Raw genomic sequence first — 18024 nt, 5'->3', positions numbered from 1 at the left:
CCATGGCGTACCAGGTGGCGAGGGCCCGGACGGGTTAGCCTGTGCGGTACTGACCAGCACTGACGGCCGCCCGGCGACCCGTTGGACGAGGAATCGGACCGTGCATCTCAAGAGCCTGACGGTGAAGGGTTTCAAATCCTTCGCCTCCGCCACCACCTTGAAGCTGGAGCCCGGGATCACCTGCGTGGTCGGTCCCAACGGCTCCGGCAAGTCCAACGTCGTCGACGCTATCTCCTGGGTGCTGGGCGAGCAGGGTGCCAAGGCGCTGCGCGGCGGCAAGATGGAGGACGTCATCTTCGCCGGCACCGCCGGCCGCGCCCCGCTCGGTCGGGCCGAGGTCACCCTCTCCATCGACAACACCGACGGTGCGCTGCCGATCGAATACACCGAGGTCTCGATCACCCGCCGGATGTTCCGCTCCGGCGAGAGCGAGTACGAGATCAACGGCAGCTCGTGCCGGCTGCTCGACATCCAGGAACTGCTCTCCGACTCCGGCATCGGCCGGGAGATGCACGTCATCGTCGGCCAAGGCCAGCTCGACGCGGTACTGCACGCCAAGCCGGAGGACCGGCGGGCCTTCATCGAAGAGGCCGCCGGCGTGCTCAAGCACCGCAAGCGCAAGGAAAAGGCGCTGCGCAAGCTGACCGCGATGCAGACGAACCTAGACCGGCTCACCGACCTGACCGCCGAACTGCGCCGTCAGCTCAAACCGCTGGGCCGCCAGGCCGAGGTGGCCCGCCGGGCCGCCGGCATCCAGGCCGACCTGCGCGACGCCCGGCTGCGTCTGCTCGCCGACGACCTGACCACTCTGCGGACCACCCTCGACAAGGAGATCGCCGACGAGACGGCGCTGCGACAGCGGCGAACCGAAGTGGAAGCCGAGCACGTCGAGGTGCAGGGTCGGTTGGCCGAGCTCGAAGCTGCCCTCGCGGAGGACGCGCCGCTGCTCGCCGCGGCTCAGGACACCTGGTACAAGCTCGCCGCCCTGCAGGAGCGGTTCCGCTCCACCGAGCAGCTGGCCGGCGAACGACTGCGGCACCTGTCGATGGTGCCAGACGACGAGCGACCCGGCCGCGATCCGGACCAGCTCACCGCCGAGGCACACCGGATCCGGGAGCAGGAGGAGGAGCTGCGGGCTGCGCTCACCGACGACCAGATCCGGCTCGCCGAGGCGGTGGAGGGCCGCCAGCAACTCGAAGCGCAGCTGGCGCGGGCCGAGCGGGCGTTGGTCGCCGCGGCCAAGGCGATCGCCGACCGGCGCGAGGGACTGGCGAGGTTGACCGGCCAGGTCAACTCGGCGCGGGCCCGTACCTCCAGCTCCGCCGAGGAGATCTCCCGGCTCGCCGCCGCATACGCCGACGCGCAGGGTCGTGCCGACCAGGCCCAGCAGGAGCTGGACGCGGCGGCCGAGCAGTCCACCGAGGCCGACCGCGACAACGCCGACCTCGACGCCCGGCACGCCGAGGCGGTGGCCGCCCACGACGCCGCCGCCGCGGCGGTACGGCAGTTCTCCGACGCCGAGCGTCGGGCCGAGAAGGAAGCCGCCACCTGGCAGGCGCGGGAGGACGCCCTGGCGATGGGGTTGCGTCGGGCCGACGGTGCCGGGGCGCTGCTGGCCCGGGCCGACCAGATTCCCGGCCTGCTCGGCAGCCTGGCCAGCATGCTGACCGTCGCACCCGGACACGAGGCGGCGCTGGCCGCCGCGCTCGGCGGGCTCGCCGACGCGGTCGCGGTGACCGGCGTCGACGAGGCGGCCGAGGCGATGCGGCTGTTGAAGATTCAGGATTCCGGCCGCGCCAGCCTGGTGGTGGCCGGCCCGGCGGGGCCGGGAATGATCGGCTCCGCCGACGCGCTGCGCCCGGCGCTGCCGTCCGGGGCGACCTGGGCACCGGACGTGATCACCTGTTCCGAGCAGCTACGCCCGGCGCTGCACCTGGCCCTGCGCGACGTGATCCTGGTCGACGACCTCGCCGCCGCCACCCAGGCCGTCGTCGACCGCCCGCAGCTGCGGGCGGTCACCCCCGACGGCGACATCGTCGGCGCCTACGCCGCCGCCGGCGGCTCCGCCAAGGCACCCAGTTTCATCGAGGTGCAGGCGGCGGTCGAGGAGGCCCGCGCCAACCGGCTCACCGCCGAGGCGACCGTCGCCGAGCTGCGCGAGCAACTGGGCGAGGCCCGGGAGACGGCGGCGACGCTCAAGGAGCAGGTCGCCGCGGCCGCGGCCGCCCGCCGCCAAGCCGAGGGGCAGCGTAACGCCGCTGCCCGCCGGCTGGCCGAGCTCGGTGCGGCGGCCCGGTCGGCCCGCGCCGAGGCGGACCGGCTCGGTGCCTCCCGCGACAAGGCAGCCGAGGCCCGGGAACGCGACCTGGCGACCCTGGAGGAGCTGGCGGAGCGGCTGCGGCTCGCCGAGGCGACGCCGATCGACGAGGACCCTTCGACGGCCGAACGTGACCAGTTGGCGGCGATGCTGCCCGGGGCCCGGCAGAACGAGATGGAGGTGCGGCTGTCGGTCCGTACCGCCGAGGAACGGGTCTCTTCGATCGCCGGCCGAGCGGATTCGCTGCTGCGGCAGGCCGCGGCCGAGCGGGCGGCCCGGGAACGGGCCGCGGCCCGGCGGGCGTCGCGGGCGCGAGGCGCGCAGATCGCCCGGGCGGTCACCGTCGGTGCTCGTGCCGCGCTGACCGGGCTCACCGGTTCGCTGGTCGACGCGGCCCGGACCCGCGACGAGATCGCCGGGGCGCGGGCCGCGCGGGAGGCCGAGTTGCAGGAGGTACGCGGTGCGGCGAAGCGCCTCAGCGCCGAACTGGAGCGGCTCACCAGCGCGGTGCACCGCGACGAGGTGGCCCGCGCGGAGCAACGGCTGCGCATCGAACAGCTGGAGGCGAAGGCGGCCGAGGACTTCTCCCTCGATGTCGACACGTTGCTGTCCGAGTACGGCCCGCATCAGCCGGTGCCGCCGACGCAACCCCAGATCGCGGCGGCGGCGGCCGGGGGCAGACCCGAACCGCAGCCGGTGCCCTTCGACCGGGCCACCCAGGAGAAGCGCTCCGCGAAGGCGGAGCGGGAGTTGGCGCTGCTGGGCAAGGTCAACCCGTTGGCGTTGGAGGAGTTCGCCGCGCTGGAGGAGCGGTTCAAGTTTCTCTCTGACCAGTTGGAGGATCTGAAGGCGACCCGCAAGGACCTGCTCACCGTGGTCTCGGACGTGGACAACCGGATCCTGGAGGTCTTCGCCAGCGCGTACGCCGACACCGCCCGCGAGTTCGAGCAGGTCTTCACGGTGCTGTTTCCCGGTGGGGAAGGCCGGCTGGTGCTGACCGACCCGGACGACCTGCTGACCACCGGGGTGGAGGTGGAGGCGCGGCCGCCCGGGAAGAAGATCAAACGCCTGTCGCTGCTCTCCGGCGGTGAACGGTCGTTGACAGCGGTGGCCATGCTGGTGGCCATCTTCCGGGCGCGGCCCAGCCCGTTCTACATCATGGACGAGGTGGAGGCGGCGCTCGACGACGTCAACCTCGGCCGGCTGATCACCCTGATGGCGCAACTGCGCGACCGCAGCCAGCTGATCATCATCACCCATCAGAAGCGCACCATGGAGGTGGCCGACGCCCTCTACGGCGTCACGATGCGCAACGGCGTGACTCAGGTGATCAGCCAACGGCTCAAGTCCGCCGAGGAGGCACCGGCGGACCCGGCGGGGTGAGCCGGCGGCTGGCCACCGTGCGGAGCTGACCCTCCTTCGTGGTGCCCTCCAACACGACCTCGGCCGACGCCCCGTCGTGTACCAACGTGCTCACCGCGTTGCCGAAGTACGGTCCGTCGAGCTTGCGCCACCGGACCGAGGGGGCGGGCAGCCCGGCGGTCCGGGCGAGCGCGCGCACCATGGCGGCGGGTCCACGCCACCAGCCGAGCCGCATCAGCGGCCGCATCGGTGCCGGCACCTGGTTGTGGATGGGTGAGCAGGTGAGCTGATACACCGGCGTACGCACGTCGCCGGGCAGTTCGGCCCGGGCGACGTAGGAGTGGTGCACGTCGCCGGAGAGCACGCTGATCGAGGCGGGCGACCGATCGCCGGTGCCGAGCCGGGCGAACACCTGCCCGAGGTCGTCGAACGAGCGCCGGAAGGCGGCCCAGTGTTCCAGATCCACCAGCTGGCGCAGCCATTCCGACACCGCTGCCACCGGGCGGCGCGGTGAGTCCGCGAGCCGCTCGTTCCACGACTCCAGGTGGTGGATGCCCGGCGGCATCAGCCAGGGCAGCGACGAGCCGACGACCAGGTGGTCGTATCGGCCGTGTGCCCGGTCGGTGAACCAGGACCACTCGCCGGCGGGCAACATGCTGCGGGCGCCGGGCCGCAACACCCGGCTGCACCGGTTGTCCAGCACGATCACCCGGGTGCGGCCGAGATCCAACGAGTAGCTCCACTGGTACTGCACCTGGGCCCACCGCTGCTGGTCGTGGGCCAGGTCCGCTTCGGTGTCGACCCGGATGCCGAACTCGCGCAGCACCTCGGTCGCGTCCTCGGCGGCGGTGACCGCGCGGTAGACCGGGTCGGCCGCGATCTCGTCCGGGTCGAGGTTGCCCAGGTGCTGGTAGACCCAGTACGAGGCGAGCCCGCTGCTGATCCGCTCGGTCCACCAGGCTTCCCGGTGCATCCCGGCCCGCCACCGCGCCGAGGTGTTCCAGTCGTCGATCACCTCATGGTCATCGAAGATCATCACGCTGGGCACGGTCGACAGCAGCCAGCGGATCTCCGGATCCCGCCAGGACTCCAGGTACAGCTTGGTGTATTCCGGAAAGCTGACCACCTGATCGTCGGGGGCACCGGGCGGCAGCCCGCGGTGGCGGCGCCGACGGCGCAGAAACCGGCGGATCACCGGCGAGGTCTCGTCGGCGTACACCTGGTCGCCGAGCAGCAGTAGCAGGTCCGGCCAGGCGTCACCGGCCGGGTCCAGGTCCACCAGCCGGCGGGCGTACGCGTCGAGCGCGTCCGGTGGCAGCCGGCGGGTCGTCGAATGCTGGGTGGTCTCCCGGCAGGAACCGAACAGCAGCCGTACGGGCTGATCGGCGTCGTCGGCCCGACGGGTGCGGATGACGCTCGGCGGGTACGGCGAGTCCGGCTCCGGCCATACCGGCCGGTCATCGAGGAACACCTGGTACCGGACGCTGGTGCCGAGGGCGAGCCCGGTGACGACGACCAGTGCGTAGTGATGTCCGAACGCGCTGAAGGTGGCTGCCGTTCCACCCGCAGCACCCGACGTCTCGACCCGTACCGTGGCCGGGGCGCTGGTCTCCACCCAGATGGTGGCCCGATCACCGACCACCCGCCGCAGCAGCGGCCCGACCAGGAGCTCGGTGCCCGATATCGGATCGCCGGTGCCGTTCACGAGGGTTTCGAGCGGCTCGTCGCCTTCAGCGGCCGTAACGGCGTTCTCGGGCACCGGTGGGCCGTACCGGCGGGACGTCGAGGGCATCGTCGACCTTTCGTGAAGGGGCGCGGACTGTTCCCCGTTTCTACCCGCGCCAGTGTCCGATCACGCATGAGTCGCCTGGCCGCGACAGGGTACCGGCCGGGGCCGCCGGTTGATGGGCGCGGTGGGCGGGACGCGGCGGCAGCCATCTGTCAGGATTTCCGGCATGGATTACCTTGTCCTCGCCGCGATCCTGCTCGGTGTGCTACTGCTCGCCAGCGTGGGGCTGGTGGTGCCTCGGCTACGCCGACAGCCACCGCTGCCCCCGGCACCGCCGACTCCGCCCGGTGGCCTGCAGCCGGATGAGCGCCCGCCGGTCGAGCAGGGCGACGGGCCGGTCGGCATCGCGGTCGAGGATCGCCCGGCGGCCCCGCCCGTCGAGCCCGACCAGGCACCGGCTGAGCCGGTCGCGCCGGCGGCGCCGGTGCTGGAGCGCCCCGAGCCGACCGCCGGGCGGCTGGTGCGGCTCCGGACCCGGCTGTCGCGCTCGCAGGGTCTGCTTGGCAAGGGCCTGCTGAACCTGCTGTCGCGGGACCGGCTCGACGAGGAGGTCTGGGAGGAGGTCGAGGAGAGCCTCATCTCCGCCGACGTGGGCATCGAGCCGACCCGGGAGATCGTCGACCGACTGCGGGAGCGGACCCGGGTGCTCGGCACCCGCAGCGCCACCGAGCTGCGGACGCTGCTCACCGAGGAGCTGGTCGCGGCGTTGGATCCGCAGCTGGACCGGACGTTGAACATCACCGGCGAGCCCAGCGTGCTGCTGGTGGTCGGCGTCAACGGCGCCGGTAAGACCACCACCTGCGGCAAGATCGCCCGGGTGCTGGTCGCCGACGGGCGCAGCGTGCTGCTGGGCGCGGCGGACACCTTCCGGGCGGCCGCCGCCGACCAGCTGACCACCTGGGCGTCGCGGGTGGGCGCGGAGGTGGTACGCGGTCCGGAGGGTGCCGACCCGGCCAGCGTCGCGTTCGACGCGGTGAAACGGGGCATCGACACCAAGGTGGACGCGGTCCTGATCGACACCGCCGGGCGGCTGCAGAACAAGGTCGGGCTGATGGACGAGCTCGGCAAGGTCAAGCGGGTGGTGGGCAAGCTCGGTCCGGTGCACGAGACACTGCTCGTGCTGGACGCGACGACCGGTCAGAATGGGTTGGAACAGGCCCGGGTGTTCACCGAGGCGGTCGAGGTCACCGGGGTGGTGCTGACCAAACTCGACGGTACCGCCAAGGGGGGTATCGTCATCGCGGTGCAGCGTAAACTCGGCATTCCCGTCAAATTGGTAGGTCTCGGGGAGGGTTCGGACGATCTTGCCCCCTTCGACCCAGCGCAGTTCGTCGATGCCCTGATGGGCGTCGAACCACGTGGAACGGATGCGTAACCTCGGGTGACGTATCGCAACGAGGAGCCACGTCTCGGGAGACCGTACGTGACCCAGAATGAAATTCCGTTGCGCGGGGGCAACGTCAGCACCGTGGTGCGGGTCGGTGACACCGTCAGACGCAACGTCGGTCCGTGGACCCCTTCGGTGCACGCGCTGCTCCGCCACCTGGAGTACGTCGGGTTCACCGGCTCACCCCAGGTGCTGGGGATGGACGAGCGCAACCGGGAGGTGCTCTCGTACGTCGAGGGTGAGTGCGGGGAGTATCCGCTGGCACCGCACTGGGTCAGCGACGAGGCGCTGGTCACGGTCGCGACGATGCTCCGGATGTTCCACGACGCCCAGTACGGGTTCAATCCGCCGCGCAGCGCGGTGTGGCGGTCGTTCGGTCCACCGCCGCCGGACACCGAAGTGATCTGCCATCACGACGCCGCGCCGCACAACGTCATCTGGCGGCCGGACGGCACTCTGGCGCTGATCGATTTCGACCTGGCCTCGCCCGGCGCGCGGATCTATGACGTCGCCTACGCGGCCTGGACCTGGGTGCCGCTCTTCTCCGACCGGGATTCGTACACGCTCGGCTGGCGTCAGCCGGACCGGCCTCGTCGGTTACGCCTGTTCGCGGACGCCTACGGGCTGATCCCCCGGGACCGGCACCGCCTGGTCCGCACCATCCGCAAACGGGTGGTCGACCACGTCGAGGGAATTCGTCGGATGGCTGCCGCCGGTGATCCGGCCTTTGTCCGGATTGTGCATAAAGGGCACCTTCGTCGCCCAATGCGTGATCTTCGGCTGCTCGACTACGAGCGGCACATTCTGGAGTACGCGCTGCGATGATCAAGTCGCATCGCTGTGTCTGACAACGCCGGCACGTCAGGGTGGCCGTCGTGCGGTGGATGGCCGGCGAGTGGCACCGCTCGGTAGCGTCGATGCGACGGGCTGCAAGGAACTGTCGCCTTCCGGACGGTCTGGGGCGGCTATTCGGCTGATATGACCCTGACTGATCTTCGGATAGTGAAGTGTTCTTCACATGTTGGAAACAACCTGTCACCTTTTGGAAACCCCTCGGGCACCGTGGGTGAAACAGCTGGCCAGCAAGCTTCGCGCAACCGGCGAGCAGGCGATGCTGCCTCTTGGTGCCGGTTTTGTTTCCAACTGAGAGGAGGCAGCGTGCCGGAACTAGATTCTGGTGCCACCGCCTGGATTTTGACTTCAGCCGCCCTGGTGTTGCTCATGACGCCCGGATTGGCGCTGTTCTACGGTGGCATGACGCGGTCCAAGTCCGTGCTCAACATGATGATGATGAGCTTCGGGGCGATCGGCCTGGTCAGCCTGCTGTGGGTCTTCTACGGCTACAGCATCGCCTTCGGCGACGACGTCGCGGGCATCACCGGTGACCTGTCGATGGCCGGCCTGCGCGGGATGCTCGAGTCCGGCACCGAGGGCGGCATCCCGGACCTGCTGTTCGTCGTCTTCCAGATGATGTTCGCCATCATCACCGTCGCCCTGATCAGCGGCGCGATCGCCGACCGGACCAGGTTCGGTCCGTGGCTGCTCTTCGCGGGTCTGTGGGCCACCCTGGTCTACTTCCCGGTCGCGCACTGGGTGTGGGGCGGCGGCTGGATCTTCGAGCTCGGCGTGCTGGACTTCGCCGGTGGCACCGCGGTGCACATCAACGCCGGTGCGGCAGCCCTGGCGCTTGCCCTCGTCCTCGGCAAGCGGGTCGGCTGGCCGAAGGACAAGTTCAAGCCGCACAACCTGCCGATGGTCCTGCTCGGCGCCGGCCTGCTGTGGTTCGGCTGGTTCGGCTTCAACGCCGGCTCGGCCCTGGCCGCCAACGGCACCGCCACGGTCGCCTTCATCAACACCCAGGTGGCCACCGCCGCCGCGGTCCTCGGCTGGATCGTGGTCGAGTGGCTGCGTGACGGCAAGCCGACCACCCTCGGCGCGGCCTCCGGCGCGATCGCCGGTCTGGTGGCGATCACCCCGGCCTGTGCGTTCCTGGAGCCGCTCGGCGCCATCGCGCTCGGCATCATCGCCGGTGCCGTCTGTGCCCTGGCGGTCGGCCTGAAGTACAAGCTCGGCTACGACGACTCGCTCGACGTCGTCGCCGTGCACATGGTCGGCGGCATCATCGGTTCGCTGCTCATCGGCTTCCTCGCCCTTGAGGTTCTCGCCGGTGAGGGCAACAACGGACTGATCTACGGTGGTGGGCTCGACCTGCTCGGCCTGCAGGCGCTCGGTGTGGTCGCGGTGCTGGTCTACTCGTTCGTCGTCGCCTACATCATCGGCTTCGCGATCGACAAGACCATCGGCTTCCGGCTCAAGCCCGACGCCGAGGTCGAGGGAATCGACACCGCCGAGCACGCGGAGAGTGCCTACGAGTTCGGTAGCACCTCGGGTGGTGGCTTCGCCGCCGCAGGTATCGGAAAGGCACCCGCAGCGACGGGTGAGTCCGCTCCGGTCAGCGAGAAGGTCGCCGGTTAACGTTCCCTGATGGAGGGGTTAGACATGAAACTGGTGACTGCGGTCATCAAGCCGTACCAGCTCGACGCGGTCAAGGAGGCCCTGCACGCCCTCGGCGTGGCCGGTCTGACCGTGAGCGAGGTCCAGGGGTACGGACGTCAGAAGGGCCACACCGAGGTCTACCGGGGTGCGGAGTACACCGTCGAGTTCCTACCGAAGATCCGGGTCGAGGTGCTGACCGACGAGATCGACGTCGAGAAGGTCGTCGACGCGGTCGTCACGGCGGCTCGCACCGGCAAGATCGGCGACGGCAAGGTCTGGGTCACGGCCGTAGAGGACGTCATCCGGGTCCGTACCGGTGAACGCGGTCTCGACGCACTCTGATCCGGCAGCAGGAGGATAGATGGCAGACGGAGTCGGGGTTCGGCGCCAGCGTGCGGCCGGCCCCGGCCCGTCGCTGTCGGACGGCATCGGTGCCGCCGCACGTGTGGAGCGTGCGGCGGCGCTCGACGTCTGGCTGACCACCCTGATGCCGGCCGGGCTCACCGGCATCGCCCTGGTGGCGGTCGGTGGCCTCGGCCGGCTCCAGTGCTCCCCGTACAGCGATCTCGACCTGGTGCTGATGCACCGCGGCGTCGCCGGGATGGACGAGATCGCCGCCCGGATGTGGTATCCGATCTGGGACGCCCGCCTCGGGCTGGACCACTCGGTACGTACCTTGCCGGAGGCGCTGTCCGTAGCCCACGACGACGTCAAGGTCGCTCTCGGGTTGCTCGACGCCCGGCACGTCGCCGGGGACCGGGCGCTCACCGCTGACCTGCAGGCCGCCGCCACCGACCAGTGGCGGCGCACCGCGATCCGCCAGTTGCCAGCGTTGCGTGACGTCACCGAATCCCGCTGGCGCACCCACGGTGAGCTTGCCTTCCTGCTCGAAGGCGATCTGAAGGAAGCCGCCGGTGGGCTGCGGGACGTGGGAATCCTGCGGGGCATCGCCCTCGCCGGGATCGCCGACAGCATGCGTCCGGCGGCCCGAGCCGCGCATCTGCGGCTGCTGGACACCCGCGACGCGCTGCACGTCGCCGTCGGCCGCCGGGTGGACCGGCTGGTCGCCCAGGAGCGGACCACCGTAGCGCGGCTGCTCGACCTGGACGACCCGGACACCCTGTTGCGCCGGGTCGCCTCCGACGCCCGCACCATCACCCACGCCCTCGACGACGCCTGGCGCGCGGCCGAGCGGCTGCGGTCCGGCCGGCGGCGCGGGGGCGGGTCGCCGGTGCGCCGGCCGGTCGCCCGCGACGTCGTCGAACACGACGGGGAGTTGGTGCTCGCCCGGGCGGCGATCGGCGCCCGCCCCGATCCGAGCCTGTCGTTACGGGTCGCGGCGGCGGCGGCCAGTAGCCGCCTACCGATCGCCCGGGCGACCTGCGAGTGGCTGGCCGCGTACTGCCCGCCGTTGCCGGCACCCTGGCCGGACCAGGCCCGCGCTGCGCTGGTCACCCTGCTCGGTGCCGGCCCCGGTCTGGTGCCGACCTGGGAAACCTGCGACCGGTACGGGCTGGTCGACGGCTGGCTGCCGGAGTGGCCCCGGATGCGCAGCCTGCCGCAGCACAACCCGGTGCACCGGTTCACCCTCGACCGGCACCTGGTGCAGGCGGCGCAGGAGGCGACCGCGTACACCCGCGAGGTGGACCGGCCGGACCTGCTGTTGCTGGGTGCGTTCCTGCACGACGTCGGCAAAGGGCTGCCCGGCGACCACAGCACGGTCGGCGCACCGATCGCCGCCCGGATCGCCGCCCGGATCGGGCTGCCGCCGGCCGACGTCGACCTGATCGGGAAACTGGTCCAGTTGCATCTGCTGCTGCCCGAGGTGGCCACGCGTCGCGACCTCAGCGACCCGGTGACCATCTCGCAGGTGGCCACGGCGGTCGGCGACACGACCACCCTCGGGCTGCTGCACGGGCTGGCCCGGGCCGACGCGCAGGCCACCGGGCCGGCCGCCTGGTCGCACTGGAAGGGTCGGCTGATCGCCGAACTGGTCCGCCGGGTGCACACCGCGCTGGACACCGGAGTGCTGCCGCGTCCGCCACAGCCCGATTCGGCCCTGGTCGCCGGCCCGCTGCCGGCCGTACACATCGATGGTGACGACCGGGTCGCGGTGGCCGCCGCCGACCGGCACGGCCTGCTCGCCGCGGTCGCCGGATGTCTGTCCCTGCACCGGCTCGACGTGCTGACCGCGGACGCCTCCACGGTCGACGGGCGGGCCCTGGTCGAATTCCGGGTGCAGCCGCGCTACGGCACCCCGCCGGACACCATCGCACTCACCGCCGACCTGCGCCGGGCGGTCACCGGCGACATCTCGGTCACCCAGCGGCTGCGCGGGCGGGCGCTGGCGGCCCGCCGGGGCGGGGCCGATCCGCGGGTGGTCTGGCATCGGGAGGCCGCCACCGACGCGGTGGTGCTGGAGTTGCGGGCGGCGGACTCGGCCGGCCTGCTGTACCGGGTGACCAGCGCGTTGGACGAGGCCGGCGCCCAGGTGCGCGCAGCGCGGATCTCCACCCTCGGTGGCGACGTGGTGGACGCCTTCTATCTGGTGGGCGGCTGGCCGGACGACGCCGAGCGGGAACGGCTGCAGAGCACGGTGCTCGCCGCCGCCGGCTGACCCTACCCAGGTGCCGGCGCGGTGGAGCGGCGGGAGCGGGCAGTGCGGTCGACGGTTAGGCTTGTGAGGTCGGGGTGCGCTGTTGCCCGATGCCGCTGCGAGTGGCCCTGCCGGATCGACATACAGGATGTTGCGTCGTGTTTGACACTTTGAGTGATCGGCTGTCCGGGATCTTCGGCAAGCTCCGCGGCAAGGGCCGGCTCACCGACGCCGACATCGACGCCACCGCCCGGGAGATCCGGCTGGCGTTGCTGGAGGCGGACGTCGCGCTGCCGGTCGTCAAGTCCTTCATCGCCCGGATCAAGGAACGGGCCCTCGGCTCCGAGGTGTCCCAGGCGCTCAACCCGGCCCAGCAGGTCATCAAGATCGTGCACGAGGAGCTGGTCGCGGTCCTCGGTGGCGAACAGCGCCGGTTGCGGTTCGCCAAGCAGCCGCCGACGGTGATCATGCTGGCCGGTCTGCAGGGTTCCGGTAAGACGACGCTCGCCGGCAAGCTGTCCAGCTGGCTGAAGTCCCAGGGGCACCAGCCGCTGCTGGTCGCCGCCGACCTGCAGCGGCCCAATGCGGTCGGCCAGTTGCAGGTGCTCGGTGGTCGGGCCGGGGTCGAGGTCTACGCCCCGGAGCCGGGCAACGGGGTCGGTGATCCGGTCGCCGTCGCGAAGGCGTCGATCGAGCACGCCCGCCGGTCGGCCCGCGACATCGTCATCGTCGACACCGCCGGTCGGCTCGGCATCGACGCCGAGATGATGGCCCAGGCAGCGGCGATCCGTGACGCGGTCGACCCCGACGAGATCATCTTCGTCATCGACGCCATGGTCGGTCAGGACGCGGTACGCACCGCCGAGGCCTTCCGCGACGGCGTCGGGATCACCGGCGTGGTGCTGTCCAAGCTCGACGGCGACGCTCGTGGTGGCGCGGCGCTGTCGGTCCGGCAGGTCACCGGCGAGCCGATCCTGTTCGCCTCCACCGGCGAGAAGCTCAGCGACTTCGACGTCTTCCACCCGGACCGGATGGCCAGCCGGATCCTCGGCATGGGCGACGTTCTCACCCTGATCGAGCAGGCCGAGCAGGCCTTCGACGCCGATCAGAAGGAGAAGATGACCGCCAAGCTGATGGGCGGCGAGCAGTTCACCTTGGAGGACTTCCTCGACCAGCTCATCGCGGTCCGCCGGATGGGTCCGATCGCCAACGTGCTGGCGATGATGCCCGGCATGGGGCAGATGAAGGACCAGTTGGCCGAGGTCGACGACAAGCACTTCGACAAGGTCACCGCGATCATCCGGTCGATGACGCCGGGGGAGCGGACCAACCCCAAGATCATAAACGGTTCCCGGCGGGCTCGGATCGCCAACGGCTCGGGCGTGACCGTGATGGATGTCAACCAGCTGCTCAACCGCTTCACCGAGGCGCAGAAGATGATGAAGCAGATGGGCGGCATGATGGGCCTGCCCGGCGGGCGGCGAAAGGCGACCAAGTCGCCGAAGAACAAGCGCAAGGGCACCAAGGGCGGCAACCGTGGCGGCGCCCGGCCCCGCACCGGCGGGATGCCGGCCGGCTTCCCCGGCGGGATGCCGCAGCTGCCGCCGGGCCTGGACCCGAACGCGCTCGGTGGCGGCGGTGACGGTCTGCCGCCCGGTTTCAAGCTTCCGAAGATCGACTTCAACAAGCTGAACAAGCGGGAGCAGGACTGAGTACGGCCGTGACCGTACCCGCGCCGGTCCCGCTGCACGTACGTGGCGTCGTGCTGCCCGACGACCAGACCCGCGACCTGTGGCTGGTCGGTGACCGGGTCACGCTGACCCCGGTCCCGGGCGCCACGACCGTCGTCGACGGCGGGTTCATCCTGCCCGGGCTGGTCGACGCGCACTGCCACATCGGCATCGCCCGGGGCGGGGTGCCGATCGGCTCCCTCGACGACGCCCGCAAGCTGGCCTACGCCGACCGCGACGCCGGCGTGCTGGCGCTGCGCGACGCCGGGTCGCCGTACCCGTATCCACAGCTCGACGACGAACCAGAGCTGCCCCGGCTGGCCCGGGCCGGCCGCCACGTCGCGCCGCCCCGGCGCTATCTGCGCGACATCGGCGTCGAGGTGCCGGCCGAGCGGCTTGCCGACGCGGTCACCGAGCAGGCCAAAGCGGGCAACGGCTGGGTCAAGATGGTCGGCGACTGGATCGAACGCTCCACCGGCGACCTTGCCCCGGCCTGGGACGCCGACGCGATGACCGAGGCGATCGCCGCCGCGCACCGCGCCGGGGCCCGGGTCGCCGCGCACACCTTCGACGAAGCGGCGGTCGAGATCCTGGTCCGGGCCGGGGTGGACTCGGTCGAGCACGGCACCGGACTGAGCCTCGACCTGATCGACGAGATGGCCCGGCGCCGAACCGCGCTGATCCCGACGATGATCAACATCGCCACGTTCGGTGGGATCGCAGACCAGGCCCGGGAGAAGTTCCCCCGGTACGCCGAGCACATGCTCGCCCTGCGCGACGGCTTCCCCGAGGTGGTCCGCGCCGCGTGCGACGCCGGCGTGCCGATCTTCGTCGGGACCGACGCCGGTGGTGGGATCGACCACGGCCGGGCCGCCGACGAGATGCTCACCCTGCACACCCGGGCCGGCATGTCGGCGCCGGCGGTGCTCGCCGCGGCCTCCTGGTCTGCCCGGGACTGGCTAGGCTTCCCCGGTCTGGTCGAAGGTGGCCTCGCCGATCTGGTCGCCTACCCGGCCGACCCCCGGACCGATCTGCGGGTGGTCCGCGCGCCGCAGCGGATCATCCTGCGCGGGCGGGTACTGCGCTGAGCCTCCCTGCCTTGCTGGACCGCTGTCGGTGGGCACTGTGCTGGGCCGCTGTCGGTGGGTGCGGTTCGCAGCCGCCGCCGGCGGCGCATAGGATGTCCGGTCATGGCCCGCGTGCTCACACCTCGTGCGGAGGATTTTCCCCGCTGGTACCAGGATCTGATCGCCAAGGCGCAGCTGGCCGACAACGGACCGGTGCGCGGCACCATGGTGATTCGCCCGGCCGGGTACGCCATCTGGGAGCGGATGCAGTCCGAGATGGACATCCGGATCAAGGCGGCCGGTGCCGAGAACGCCTACTTCCCGCTGTTCATCCCGGAGAGCTACCTGCGCCGGGAGGCCGAGCACGTCGAGGGCTTCTCGCCCGAGCTCGCGGTGGTCACCCACGGCGGTGGCAAGCAGCTCGCCGAGCCGGTGGTGGTCCGGCCGACCAGTGAGACCGTCATCGGCGAGTTCATGGCCAAGTGGGTCGACTCCTACCGTGACCTGCCGCTGCTGCTCAACCAGTGGGCCAACGTGGTGCGCTGGGAGTTGCGGCCCCGGGTGTTCCTGCGGACCAGCGAGTTCCTCTGGCAGGAGGGCCACACCGCGCACGCCGACTTCGCCGACGCCCGCGCGTACGCCCGGCGCATCCTGCACGAGGTGTACGAGGATTTCATGGTCAACGTGCTCGGGATCCCGGTGCTGGTGGGGCGTAAGACCGCCCGGGAGCGCTTCGCCGGAGCAACCAGCACCTACACCCTCGAAGGGATGATGGGCGACGGCAAGGCGCTGCAGTTGGGCACCTCGCACGAGCTCGGCCAGAACTTCGCCCGCGCCTTCGACATCACCTACGCCTCCGCTGAGCGCACCGTGCAGCACGCCTGGACCACCTCCTGGGGTGTCTCCACCCGGATGCTCGGTGGGCTGATCATGGTGCACGGCGACGACAACGGGTTGCGGGTGCCGCCCCGGCTGGCACCGATCCAGGCGTACGTGATGATCGTCAAGGCCGGTGACGGGGTCGCCGAGGCGGCTACCAGGTTGCGCGACGCGCTGCGCGACGCCGGGCTGCGGGTCGGCCTGGACGACCGGGTGGACACCCCGTTCGGCCGCCGGGCCGTCGACGCCGAGCTCAAGGGCTACCCGGTACGCATCGAAGTCGGCCCCCGCGATCTGGCCGCCGGCAACGCGGTGCTGGTCCGGCGTACCGACGGGTCGAAGACCCCGGTGGCGGTCGCCGACGTGGTCGGCGCGGTCCGCGACGCGCTCGAAGCCGACCAGCAGGCCCTGCACGACGAGGCGCTGGCGTTGCGCGAGTCGCACACCGTCGAGGTGGGCAACCTGGCTGACGCGATCGCCGCGGCGGGCACCGGCTGGGCCCGGTTGCCCTGGTCCGAGGTCGGGCCAGCAGGCGAGGCCGAGGCGAACGGGCACGGCGTCACCGTGCGCTGCCTGGTACGCCCCGACGGCTCGGTGCCCGACGGCGACGACGAGCCCGACCTGGTGGCGGTGCTGGCCCGCTCGTACTGAGCGCGACCAGGCCGGTGGCGCGGCTCCGGATCACCACGGGCCGGCCTTCCGGTCCCAGACGGAGTCGCCGTGCGCCGCTCGTGGCCGCCATCGTCGTTGGGCTTGTGAGCGAGGGGATGAGACATGCGGTTCCAGCCTGGGCAGTTGATCATGCACCGGAACGTGCGGCGCGGCCGGCTCGGTTGGGTCCGTCCCGCCCGCGTGGTCGCCGACGACGAGCGTGGCCTGCTGGTCTGGGTCGACCGGGGAAGCCCGGTGGTCAACGAGGTCGCCGATGACGGCCGCGGCATGCGGGCCATGCCGTTCACCGAGTGGATCACCCGGTCGTACCGGAGCAAGCACGGCTTCTGGCTCGGCCCGCCGGTGCTGAAGTTCCTGCCCGCTGGCGCGGCCCACTCGGTCTGGTGGTTCCGCGACGACAGCGGGCGGTTCCTCAACTGGTACGTCAACCTCGAGGAGCCCGGGGTTCGCTGGGTCGACGATCACCTCGCCGGAGTCGACGTGGTCGACCAGGACCTGGACGTCGTGGTTCGTCCGGACCGAAGCTGGATGTGGAAGGACGAGGAGGAGTTCGTCGAGCGGCTCGCGTTTCCTGATCACTACTGGGTGCGCGACGAGGCGGCGGTCCGGGCCGAGGGCCGGCGGGTGATCAAGATCGCTGAAGCGGGAGAGTTTCCGTTCGACGGTACCTGGTGCGACTTCCGGCCAGACCCTGCCTGGGCGCTTCCGGCCGAATTGCCGACCGGCTGGGACCGGCCGCCGGCAGTCGACTGACCGCCGGCAGGTGGGCCGGTGACCCGCCGGGGCGACCGGGTGTGGCGGTACGCCGTCCGTCTGGCACAATGACATGTTGGTATCCGGTGCGTGTCCGGCGCCCTCTACCCGGGCACGTCAACCAGTCCACCCGAGCTGCCTCTGGCCCAACCCCACTGTGCCGGTCGGCGTTCACCCGCGCACCGCCCCAGGGGGCTGGTGAAGATCGCAACAGGAGCGAACAAACCGTGGCCGTAAAGATCCGGCTTCTGCGGATGGGCAAGATCCGCAACCCGCAGTACCGCATCGTCGTCGCCGACTCGCGTACCAAGCGTGACGGCCGGGCGATCGAGTTCGTCGGGATCTACCACCCGAAGGAGCACCCGTCGGTCATCGAGGTGACCTCGGACCGCGTCCAGTACTGGCTCTCGGTCGGCGCCCAGCCGAGTGAGGCCGTCCAGCGTCTGCTGGAAAAGACCGGCGACTGGCAGAAGTTCAAGGGCCTGCCCGCGCCGCCGCCGCTGCTGATGGCACCGGAGCGGGCCGACCGCACGGCCGTGTACGAGGCGGAGGCGAAGGCCTCGGCCGGTATCGCCGACACCCCGGCCAAGCCGGCCAAGAAGAAGGCTGAGCCCAAGGCTGAGGCGAAGGCTGAGCCCAAGGCTGAGGCGAAGGCCGAGCCGGCAGCCGAGGCCCCCGCCGCCGAGTCGCCGGCCGCGACCGAGGAGTCAGCCGGTGCAGGCTCCACCGAGCAGGCCTGACATGGTACTCCGGCCCGCGCTGGAGCACTTGGTCAAGGGGATCGTCACCCACCCCGACGACGTTCGTGTCCGGTTGGTCGATTCGCGCCGTGGCAAGCGCCTGGAGGTCCGGGTGAACCCGGAGGACCTGGGTACGGTCATTGGTCGGGGCGGGCGTACCGCCAAGGCGTTGCGCCAGGTCATCGGCTCGATCGGCGGCCGCGGCGTACGAGTCGACATCGTCGACTCGTACTGAT

Annotated in this window: 13 protein-coding genes; 12 read left to right on the top strand and 1 reads right to left on the bottom strand. The window is 71.1% G+C overall.

Going from position 1 to position 18024, the window contains the following annotated elements:
- Positions 1–100: 100 nt before the first annotated feature.
- Positions 101–3700, top strand: a complete 3600-nt coding sequence (smc, locus tag ACFHVL_RS00980; protein WP_416624669.1) for a chromosome segregation protein SMC — start codon at positions 101–103, stop codon at positions 3698–3700.
- Here smc and ACFHVL_RS00975 read toward each other — a convergent pair.
- Positions 3660–5363 (bottom strand): alkaline phosphatase D family protein, encoded by a 1704-nt coding sequence (locus tag ACFHVL_RS00975; RefSeq protein ID WP_416624719.1) that lies wholly within the window; start codon positions 5361–5363, stop codon positions 3660–3662. The two genes, smc and ACFHVL_RS00975, sit on opposite strands and share 41 nt — an antisense overlap.
- A gap of 271 nt (positions 5364–5634) precedes the next feature.
- On the opposite strand from ACFHVL_RS00975, the gene ftsY reads away from it, so the two are divergent.
- The 11 genes from ftsY to ACFHVL_RS00920 all read left to right on the top strand — a co-directional run bounded on the left by ftsY (position 5635) and on the right by ACFHVL_RS00920 (position 18023).
- The gene (ftsY, locus tag ACFHVL_RS00970) at positions 5635–6843 is read left to right on the top strand and encodes a signal recognition particle-docking protein FtsY (protein WP_416624667.1); all 1209 of its coding nucleotides are present in this window, start codon (positions 5635–5637) and stop codon (positions 6841–6843) included.
- A 6-nt stretch (positions 6844–6849) separates the two neighbouring features.
- Entirely contained in the window at positions 6850–7680 is an 831-nt protein-coding gene (locus ACFHVL_RS00965; protein ID WP_416624666.1) for a phosphotransferase, read from the top strand.
- A 396-nt stretch (positions 7681–8076) separates the two neighbouring features.
- Positions 8077–9330, top strand: a complete 1254-nt coding sequence (locus tag ACFHVL_RS00960; protein WP_416624664.1) for an ammonium transporter — start codon at positions 8077–8079, stop codon at positions 9328–9330.
- A 24-nt stretch (positions 9331–9354) separates the two neighbouring features.
- Complete coding sequence (locus ACFHVL_RS00955; RefSeq protein WP_282226188.1) at positions 9355–9693, top strand: P-II family nitrogen regulator; 339 nt, start codon at positions 9355–9357, stop codon at positions 9691–9693.
- 19 nt (positions 9694–9712) lie between these two features.
- On the top strand, positions 9713–11968 hold the full coding sequence (locus ACFHVL_RS00950; RefSeq protein ID WP_416624661.1) for a [protein-PII] uridylyltransferase: 2256 nt from the start codon (positions 9713–9715) through the stop codon (positions 11966–11968).
- A 137-nt stretch (positions 11969–12105) separates the two neighbouring features.
- A complete protein-coding gene (gene ffh, locus ACFHVL_RS00945) occupies positions 12106–13659 on the top strand; it encodes a signal recognition particle protein (RefSeq protein WP_416624659.1) in 1554 nt (517 codons plus the stop codon).
- A gap of 8 nt (positions 13660–13667) precedes the next feature.
- The gene (locus ACFHVL_RS00940) at positions 13668–14765 is read left to right on the top strand and encodes an amidohydrolase family protein (protein WP_416624657.1); all 1098 of its coding nucleotides are present in this window, start codon (positions 13668–13670) and stop codon (positions 14763–14765) included.
- A gap of 102 nt (positions 14766–14867) precedes the next feature.
- Positions 14868–16274, top strand: coding sequence for a proline--tRNA ligase (proS, locus tag ACFHVL_RS00935; protein ID WP_416624655.1), 1407 nt, complete (start codon positions 14868–14870; stop codon positions 16272–16274).
- Between the two features lie 123 nt (positions 16275–16397).
- The gene (locus ACFHVL_RS00930) at positions 16398–17048 is read left to right on the top strand and encodes a DUF402 domain-containing protein (protein ID WP_416624654.1); all 651 of its coding nucleotides are present in this window, start codon (positions 16398–16400) and stop codon (positions 17046–17048) included.
- Positions 17049–17275: 227 nt separating this feature from the next.
- A complete protein-coding gene (rpsP, locus tag ACFHVL_RS00925; RefSeq protein WP_416624653.1) occupies positions 17276–17788 on the top strand; it encodes a 30S ribosomal protein S16 in 513 nt (170 codons plus the stop codon).
- Positions 17763–18023 (top strand): RNA-binding protein, encoded by a 261-nt coding sequence (locus ACFHVL_RS00920; protein ID WP_326554924.1) that lies wholly within the window; start codon positions 17763–17765, stop codon positions 18021–18023. Before rpsP ends, ACFHVL_RS00920 begins: the two co-directional genes overlap by 26 nt.
- Position 18024 lies beyond the last annotated feature (1 nt).

Origin of the sequence: Micromonospora sp. LOL_023, from assembly GCF_048060115.1 — a bacterium.
In the GTDB taxonomy this organism is placed as follows: domain Bacteria; phylum Actinomycetota; class Actinomycetes; order Mycobacteriales; family Micromonosporaceae; genus Micromonospora_E.
This window is presented reverse-complemented; position numbering and strand designations above follow the sequence as displayed.

Bases quoted from the DNA above. Each gene is read 5' to 3' on its own strand.
- proS (WP_416624655.1), top strand. From the start codon at position 14,868: ATGGCCCGCGTGCTCACACCTCGTGCGGAGGATTTTCCCCGCTGGTAC.
- ACFHVL_RS00955 (WP_282226188.1), top strand. From the start codon at position 9,355: ATGAAACTGGTGACTGCGGTCATCAAGCCGTACCAGCTCGACGCGGTC.
- ACFHVL_RS00960 (WP_416624664.1), top strand. From the start codon at position 8,077: ATGACGCCCGGATTGGCGCTGTTCTACGGTGGCATGACGCGGTCCAAG.
- ACFHVL_RS00950 (WP_416624661.1), top strand. From the start codon at position 9,713: ATGGCAGACGGAGTCGGGGTTCGGCGCCAGCGTGCGGCCGGCCCCGGC.
- ftsY (WP_416624667.1), top strand. From the start codon at position 5,635: ATGGATTACCTTGTCCTCGCCGCGATCCTGCTCGGTGTGCTACTGCTC.
- ACFHVL_RS00930 (WP_416624654.1), top strand. From the start codon at position 16,398: ATGCGGTTCCAGCCTGGGCAGTTGATCATGCACCGGAACGTGCGGCGC.